This window comes from Cryptosporangium japonicum (genome assembly GCF_039524755.1).
Lineage (GTDB): Bacteria > Actinomycetota > Actinomycetes > Mycobacteriales > Cryptosporangiaceae > Cryptosporangium > Cryptosporangium japonicum.
This window is the reverse complement of the sequence record NZ_BAAAGX010000007.1, coordinates 199273-206951: the sequence shown is the minus strand read 5'-3', so window position 1 is coordinate 206951 and position 7679 is coordinate 199273. Positions and strand designations below refer to the sequence as shown.

Genomic DNA, 7679 nt, shown 5'->3' with positions numbered 1-7679 from the left:
GCCCCCGGAGCCTGCGCTCCGGAGGCCACGCCCTCGCTCGCCGCCGGCGCCATCGGCTGCGCGGACGCCGCGGGTGTCGTCGCCCGGGCCGACGCGGCGAGCATGTCGTCGGAGCGGCCCCGCCAGAGCATGATGCTCAGCGCGACCGCCAGCGCGAGGAAGATCGCGGTGGCGCTGGCCAGGATGATCACCGCGGTGTCGCGGTTGCCGGCCGCGAGCGCCGGGAGCGGCGAGGGGGGTATGTGGTCAGACCGCTCGTGAGCCGAGTGTCTCGGTGGCTCGGAGTGATCCGCCATGGGCCGCCTCCTCGATAACGGCAGGAATGTCCGTTAAGAGATGTGTACCCTGTTCGTAGGCAAAAGTCACCCTCGGAGTCCGGCCTCCCGGGCCAGCAGCCCGGCCTGGGTGCGGTTGTCGCACCCGAGTTCGAGCAGCAGCCGCGAGACGTACCCCTTCACCGTCGCCTCGGACAGGTGCAGCTGCCGCGCGATCTGCTGGTTCGAGCGCCCGGCGCCGAGCCCGGCCAGCACCTCGCGCTCCCGCGCGGTGAGCGCGGCGACCCGCTCACGGGCCCGCTCCCGGTCCCCGACGACCTCGACCAGGTGCCGGGTCGCCTCCGGCGAGAGCACGGTGGTGCCGCCCGCCGCCACCCGCACCAGCGCGACCAGGTCCTCCGGTGCGGTCGACTTGAGCAGGAACCCCACCGCACCGGCGCGCAGCGCGCGCAACACGTAGTCGTCGACGTCGAACGTCGTGAGCGCCACGACCACCGGCGGCGCGGGCAACGCGGTGATGCGTGCCGTCGCGGTGATCCCGTCGACGTCGGGCATCCGCAGGTCCATCAGGACCACGTCGGGCCGGAACCGGACGACGGCCTCGATCGCCTCCGCGCCGTCGTAGGCCTCGCCCACCACCTCCAGGTCCTCCGCCGCCGACAGCACCGTGCGCAGGTGCGCGCAGACGAGCCGCTCGTCGTCGACCAGCAGGACGCGGATCACCGCGGGAACCTCGCCCGCACCGCGAACCCGCCACCGGGCTCCGGGCCCGACTCGAACGTCCCGCCGAGCACGTCGACCCGGTGGCGTAACCCGAGCAGCCCGCTGCCCGCGCCGAGGGCCGCGAGCTCGGCGTCCGGCGCACCGGGCGACGGCTCGTTCACCACCGACACGCGCACGTCGTCCGGCCCGTACCGCACCGCGACACGCACGTCGGCGCCCGGCGCGTGTTTGCGGACGTTCGTCAACGCCTCCTGGACGACGCGGTAGAGCGCGCGGCGGACGCCGGGCGAGGACTCCCCGGTCTCCCCCTCCCAGCGCACGGTCAGCCCGGCGGCGCGCGACTCGTCGAGCAGCGCGGGCAGGTCCTCGGCCGGTTCCGGCCGGTCGGGCCGGGGTACCGCGCCGGCGCCCTCGCGCAGCACCCCCACCAGGTTCCGCAGCTCGGCCAGCGCCTGGCACCCGGTGAGACGCAGCTCCTCGGCGGCGTCCCGGGTGTCGTCGTCAGCGGCGCGGGTACGCAGCGCCCCGGCCTGCAGCACCAGCAGGTTGATGCGGTGCGTGACGACGTCGTGCATCTCGCCGGCCAGCCGGATGCGTTCGTCGGCCCGGGCCGCCTCGGCCAGCAGCTGCCGTTCCCGTTCGGCGCGTTCGGCCCGCTCGGTGAGCTCGTCCAGCAGGCTGCGGCGCGTCCGGGCGTACAGCCCGAGCAGCGACGACACGCCGATCGCCACCGGCGCGGTGAACGGGTCCGCCACGTCCCAGGCACGCATGCCGACGAGGAACGTGGCGGTGAGCGCACCGACGACGAGCCAGCCGCGGCGCGCCCCGGAGGCCAGCACCGCGTAGGGCACCAGGAACGTCGCCCAGACCGGGACGACCAGGTTGGCCACCCCCACCCCGGCCGCGACGGCGACCGGCCACCGGCGGCGGGCGAACAGCGCCGTCGCCGCGAGCACCTGCACCGCGACGCGCACCGCCATCGGAGCGCCGAACGTGTTGCCGGCCGGGTCGGCGTCGGCCAGCTCGAGCAGCACACCCGCGGTCGACGCCACGACCACCAGGGCGGCGTCCACCCCGAGCTCGAGCAGACGGCGGCGGCCCATGCCGGAACCCTAGACGGGGGCACCCGCCGCGGTGGCGCGCACGCGACCAACGAAGGCCGCGGAACCGACGAAAGTAGGGTCACGTCCCGCCCGCCGGGCCTGCCGCGGCCGGGCCGGTCCCGGCTGGGATCGGACCATGACCCAGTATCGGCGGATCTCCGCGATCGACGCGTTACGCGGCTTCGCGCTGGCGGGCATCGTCGAGTTCAACCTCGTCCAGATGAGCGGTTTCGCCCGCCCCGGCGGCGCCGCGGCCGATCACGTCGGCGCGTTCGTCTGGGAGTCGCTGTTCATCCAGCGTTTCTTCCCGATCTTCTCGTTCCTGTTCGGCGTGAGCTTCGCGCTGTTCCTGCGGACCGCGTCGCGGCGCACCGACCGTCCCCGGCTCGTCCTGTCGCGCCGGCTGCTCTGGCTCGGCGTCTTCGGCGCGCTGCACACGCTGCTCCAGCACGGCGAGGTGCTGAGGTTCTACGCCGCGTTCGGCCTCGTCGTGCTGCTGCCCGCGTCCTACCTGTCCCGCCGCTGGGCGCTGGCGCTCGGGCTGGTGCTGACGCTGGCCGGCTGGGTGTTCCTCAACGGTGTCGCGATCATCCCCGGCCTGTTCCTGCTGGGCCTCGCCGCGGCCGGGTACGGGCTGGCCGACACGCTCGAGCAGCGCACCCGCCCGCTCGTGATCGCGCTGCTGGTGGTCGTCCCGGTGGCGGTGTTCCTGGAGTGGTGGCAGTTCCGCGGCGGGGTGGGCCAGGCGCACATCGGCCGGGTCGTCTCGGCGGGCACCGTCGTCGCGCTGCTCTACGCGCTGGTCTTCCTGCTGCTGTTGCGCACGCCGCCGGGGCGGGCACTGGAGGCGGTGTTCGCGCCGATGGGGCGGTTGGCGCTGACCAACTACGTGCTGGCGTCGGTGCTGATCCTGGCCGCGGACCGGGCGTTCGACCTCGGCGGGGGGACCACGTACGGCCCGCTGGTGGCGACCGGGGCGGGGATCGGGCTGGTGCAGGCGGCGCTGAGCGTGCTGTGGCTGCGGTGGTTCCGGTACGGCCCGCTGGAGTGGCTGTGGCGGTGTCTGACGTGGTGGCGACGGGTGCCCCTGCGTGCCGAGGCCCCACGGTGAACGGACCCGGCAACCGTGTCCAGGATGGGGACGCTGGTACCGTACGCCGGGTTCTGAACCGTGGTCAGCTGGGAGAACAAGTGTCGTCGCCGATCGTGTCATTGCGTGCAGCAGGGGTCTCGCTCGTCCTGGATCTCGCCGGCCCGGTGCCGGCCGTGCTGCACTGGGGTGCCGACCTGGGCGAGCTCGACCGGGCCGACCTGGAGGCGCTGCGCCTCACCGGTGTCACCGAGTCGCCGAACAACTCGCCGGAGGAGCCGCGACGGCTGTCGCTGCTGCCGTTCGAGCGGGACACGTGGCCGGGCACGCCCGGCTACAGCGGCCACCTCGCCGGGACGCGCACCACGCCCCGTCCCGAGCCGCGCGGGGACGCGGTCGTGACCGGCAACCTGGTCGAGATCCCGCTGACCGACCCGATCACCGGGCTGGAGGTCGACGTCCGGGTCGAGCTGAACCGGTTCGGGCTGGTCGAGCTGTCCCACCTGGTGCGCCGGCCCGCCGGCGACGCCGACGCGGACGTGCCGTTCGACTTCGGCGGCATCCTCGCGCAGCTGCCGGTGCCGTCCCGGGCCACCGAGATCCTCGACTTCACCGGGCGCTGGGCCCGCGAGCGTCAGCCGCAGCGGCTCCCGGTCGTCGACGGCGCGCACCGGCGGGACCTGCGCCGGGGCAAGCCGGGCCCCGGGTCGCCGTACCTGTCGATGGTCGGCACGCACGGGTTCGCGAGCCGCACCGGGGAGGTGTGGGGCGTGCACCTGGCCTGGAGCGGCGACACCACCTGGCTGGTCGAGCGGCTGCCCGAGCCCGCCGGGGCGGCCGGTGCCGTGCTCGCGGCCGGTGAGCTGCTGCGTGCCGGCGAGGTGCGGCTGGCCCCGGGCGAGCAGTACACGTCGCCGGCGGCGTTCTTCGGCTGGTCCGACCGGGGCACCGACGGCGTCGCCGACCGGTTCCACCAGTACCTGCGGGCGCGGGCGTCGCACCCGCGCCGGCCGCGGCCGGTCATCGTCAACACCTGGGAGGCGGTGTACTTCGACCACCGTCTCGAGCCGCTGCTCGAGCTGGTCGACCGGGCCGCCGAGGTCGGCGCCGAGCGGTTCGTGCTCGACGACGGCTGGTTCCTGGGGCGCCGGGCGGACAACGCCGGGCTCGGTGACTGGCGCGTCGACCGCGCGGTCTGGAAGGACGGGCTCGGCCCGCTGGCCGACCGGGTGCGTGAGCGCGGCCTGGAGTTCGGGTTGTGGTTCGAGCCGGAGATGGTCAACCTCGACTCGGAGCTGGCCCGCGAGCACCCGGAGTGGATCCTCGCGCCGGCCGAGGGCGTCGGGCCCGCGGAGCGTCATCAGTACGTGGTGAACGTGGCCCACCCGGACGCGTACGAGTACCTGCTGACCTCGATCAGCGACCTGGTCGCCGAGTACGGCATCGCGTACATCAAGTGGGACCACAACCGGCTGCTGCAGGAGGCGGTGTCGCGGGTCGACGGGCGGCCGGCGGTGTCGGCGCAGACGCACGCGGTCTACCGGCTGTTCGACGCGCTGCGCGAGCGGCACCCCGGGCTGGAGATCGAGTCGTGCTCGTCCGGCGGCGGGCGGATCGACCTGGGCATCCTCGCGCGCACCGACCGGGTGTGGGCGTCGGACTGCATCGACCCGGTCGAGCGGGTGATGATCGACCGCTGGACGATGCAGCTGCTGCCGCCCGAGCTGGTCGGCATGCACGTCGGGGCGCCCCGGTCGCACACGACCGCGCGGGAGACCGACCTCTCGTTCCGGATGGCGTCGGCGCTGGTCGGGCACGCCGGCATCGAGTGGAACCTCAACCAGCGCAGCCCCGAGGAGCTCGCGGTCATCACGTCCTGGATCGCCTTCCACAAGAGCATCCGGGACCTGGTCGCGTCGGGCACGGTCGTGCACGCCGACCTGGCCGACGCGGCGACGACGCTCACCGGCGTGGTCGCGCCCGAACGCGACCACGCGGTGTTCGTGTACAGCCGGACCGGCACGTCGCCGACGACCCAGTCCGGGCGGGTTCCGCTGCCCGGGCTGGAGCCGACGCGCAAGTACGCGGTGCGGATCGTGACCGAGACCGGCTCGCCGGCGTTCGCGGCGCGGGTCGCCCCGCCGTGGGTGAGCGAGTCGGTCGTGCTGTCGGGCGCGGCCCTGTCGGGTGTCGGCCTCGCGATGCCGACGCTGCACCCGGCCCAGGCCCTCGTCCTCGAGCTGCGGGCGCGGTAGGAGCTCAGCCCGCGGGAACGTACGAGCCGGTGGCCAGGTCGTCGGCCGCGCCGGGCCGGCCGGGGGACCAGCCGAGGGCCCGGGCGCGGTCGGCGGTGACCACCTGGTCGAGCCCGAGCGCCTCGGCGAACGGGGCGCCCAGCTCCGTGGCGGCGTCGGCCTCGGGCCACGCCACCGCGGTGGCCTCGGCGCCCTGGCCGCGCGCCGCCGCCCGGGCCAGCTCCCCGGCGCGGACCCCGGGCTCGGTGACGCCGTGCAGCACCGTGCCGGGCCGCGCGGCGGTCAACGCCAGCAGGTAGAGGTCGGCGAGGTCGTCGACGTGCACCATCGGCCAGCGCGGGCTCTCGTCGCCGCCCACCCAGCGGCCGTGGCCGAGCTGCTGCGCCCAGGCGACGAGCAGGCCCGGGATGCTGCCGCCGCCCCGTCCGTGCACGACGCCGGGGCGCAGCACGACACCGCCGGCGGCGAGCACGTTCTCCTCCACCCGGCGGCGCGGCCCGACGATCGCGATCGGCGCGACGGGCGCGTCCTCGTCGGCTCCGCCGGTGCGGCCCAGTACCCAGATGCCGCTCGTCCACAGCAGCGGGCGGCCGGTTCCGGCCAGCGCCTCGACGAGCGGCAGGTCCGCGTCGCCGAGGGGAGCGGCCGCGTGCACGACGGTGTCGACGTCGTCGGTGACGAGCGCGGCGACGGCCGCCGGGTCGGTCAGGTCGACGGCGACCGGCGTCGCACCGGCCGGGACGGTGGCCGGGCCGGCCGACCGGGACGCGGCGGTGACGCGGTGGCCGGCCGCGACGAGACGTTCGGTGACGGCGGCGCCGATGTAGCCGGTGGCGCCGAGGACGAGGACGTTCATGAGAGTGCTCCCACGGGACGAGTAACCGGACTAGAGTCCGTCTATGGCCAACATTAGCGGACCCGAGTCCGCTTCGGTAGGGCGCCGGGACCTCCCGGTGCTCGGCGCGCCCGCCCCCGAGCGGGCCGACGCGGCACGCAACCGGCGGCGCGTGCTGGACGCCGCCGCGCGGCTGCACGCCGAGAAGGGCGTCGCCGGGCTCAACATGGACGACGTCGCGGCCGCCGCCGGCGTCGGCAAGGGCACCGTCTACCGTCGCTTCGTCGACAAGGCCGGGCTGGCCGGCGCGCTGCTCGACGACCGCGGCCTGCGGCTGCACGAGCGGATCCTGCACGGACCGCCACCGCTCGGCCCGGGCGCTCCGGGCCGCGAGCGGCTGGTCGCGTTCGTCGCGGCCTACCTGGAGCACGCGGTCGGCTCACTGGACCTGGTGCTGCTCTCGGAGAGCGGGACGCCCGGCGGGCGGCTGGCGAAGCCGGTCTACGGGTTCTGGCGGCTGCACCTGGAGGTGCTGTTCGCCGACGCCGGCGCACCCGCACCGCGCACCAGGGCCGAGGCGCTGCTCGCCGTGCTCTCGGCCGAACAGCTCCAGCAGTGGGTCGTCGCCGACCGGCGGACGGTCGCCGAACTCGGCACCGAACTCGGCCGGATCGCCGAGGCGCTGGCCGACGGTCGCTAGGCTCGGGCCCGTGCTGCGCCCGTTGCGTGTTCCGTTGCTGTTCGCGGCCCTGGTGGCCGCCGTCTCCACCGCCTACGACCTGGTCGCGTCGGCGGTCGTGCAGCGGCAGCTCGACGCGGCCGGCGTGCCCGGCTGCCTGGACCCGAACGTCTGTTACCCGCGGGGCTCCGCGCTCGACGCGGTGTTCGGTCTCGAGCTGGCCGCCGCCCTCACGCCGGTGCTGATCGGCCTCGTGCTCGCGGCCGGCCTGCTCCGGCACGCCGCCCCGCTGGGCGTCGCGCTGCTCGCCGGAACCGTCCTGACCGGCGTGGCCGCCACCGTCCACCGGCTCGTCGGTGCCCGCTACACGGTGCTGGCCAACGACACCTACGAGGGGTGGCAGCTCCTGCACCTGAACCACCCCGGGTTCATGATCATGCTGACGCTCGTCGTCACCGCCGCCGGCGCGGCGATCGGCTCGCGGAGCACGCCGGTCACGCTCGGGCGGTGGCCGCTCGCGCTGGCCGCCACGTACGCCGTGTTCGCGTTCGCCGGTGTGCTGGCCTGGCCGGTCGCCGGCCTCCTCGGCGCGGACGGAGCCCGGCCGGACGGCCCGTACGCGGCCGACATCGGCCTGTTCGACGGGCTCGGCTACCTGGCCGGTGCGGTGCTCGCCGCTGTCCTCGTCGTCCTGGTGTCGGCGGCGCGCCGCGGCGGAG

Annotated in this window: 7 protein-coding genes and 1 pseudogene; 4 read left to right on the top strand and 4 right to left on the bottom strand. The window is 75.1% G+C overall.

Going from position 1 to position 7679, the window contains the following annotated elements; genetic code table 11:
- The 3 genes from ABD437_RS09435 to ABD437_RS09425 all read right to left on the bottom strand — a co-directional run.
- Positions 1-296: hypothetical protein (locus ABD437_RS09435; RefSeq protein WP_344648379.1), on the bottom strand; the 296-nt coding region annotated here is incomplete at its 3' end.
- Between the two features lie 66 nt (positions 297-362).
- Complete coding sequence (locus ABD437_RS09430) at positions 363-998, bottom strand: response regulator (RefSeq protein ID WP_344648378.1); 636 nt, start codon at positions 996-998, stop codon at positions 363-365.
- Positions 995-2101 (bottom strand): sensor histidine kinase, encoded by a 1107-nt coding sequence (locus ABD437_RS09425; RefSeq protein WP_344648377.1) that lies wholly within the window; start codon positions 2099-2101, stop codon positions 995-997. Before ABD437_RS09425 ends, ABD437_RS09430 begins: the two co-directional genes overlap by 4 nt.
- Before the next feature lie 136 nt (positions 2102-2237).
- On the opposite strand from ABD437_RS09425, the gene ABD437_RS09420 reads away from it, so the two are divergent.
- Complete coding sequence (locus ABD437_RS09420) at positions 2238-3212, top strand: DUF418 domain-containing protein (RefSeq protein ID WP_344648376.1); 975 nt, start codon at positions 2238-2240, stop codon at positions 3210-3212.
- A gap of 95 nt (positions 3213-3307) precedes the next feature.
- Entirely contained in the window at positions 3308-5446 is a 2139-nt protein-coding gene (locus ABD437_RS09415; protein ID WP_344648375.1) for an alpha-galactosidase, read from the top strand.
- 4 nt (positions 5447-5450) lie between these two features.
- Here the strand turns inward: ABD437_RS09415 and ABD437_RS09410 are convergent, their stop codons facing one another.
- Positions 5451-6302, bottom strand: a complete 852-nt coding sequence (locus ABD437_RS09410) for an NAD-dependent epimerase/dehydratase family protein (protein WP_344648374.1) — start codon at positions 6300-6302, stop codon at positions 5451-5453.
- 43 nt (positions 6303-6345) lie between these two features.
- Between ABD437_RS09410 and ABD437_RS09405 the strand changes: the two genes are divergently transcribed.
- Together ABD437_RS09405 and ABD437_RS09400 are read left to right on the top strand one after the other, a co-directional pair.
- Positions 6346-6981, top strand: a complete 636-nt coding sequence (locus tag ABD437_RS09405) for a TetR/AcrR family transcriptional regulator (protein WP_344648373.1) — start codon at positions 6346-6348, stop codon at positions 6979-6981.
- A 10-nt stretch (positions 6982-6991) separates the two neighbouring features.
- Positions 6992-7679, top strand: a pseudogene (locus ABD437_RS09400) (hypothetical protein); the annotation flags it as partial.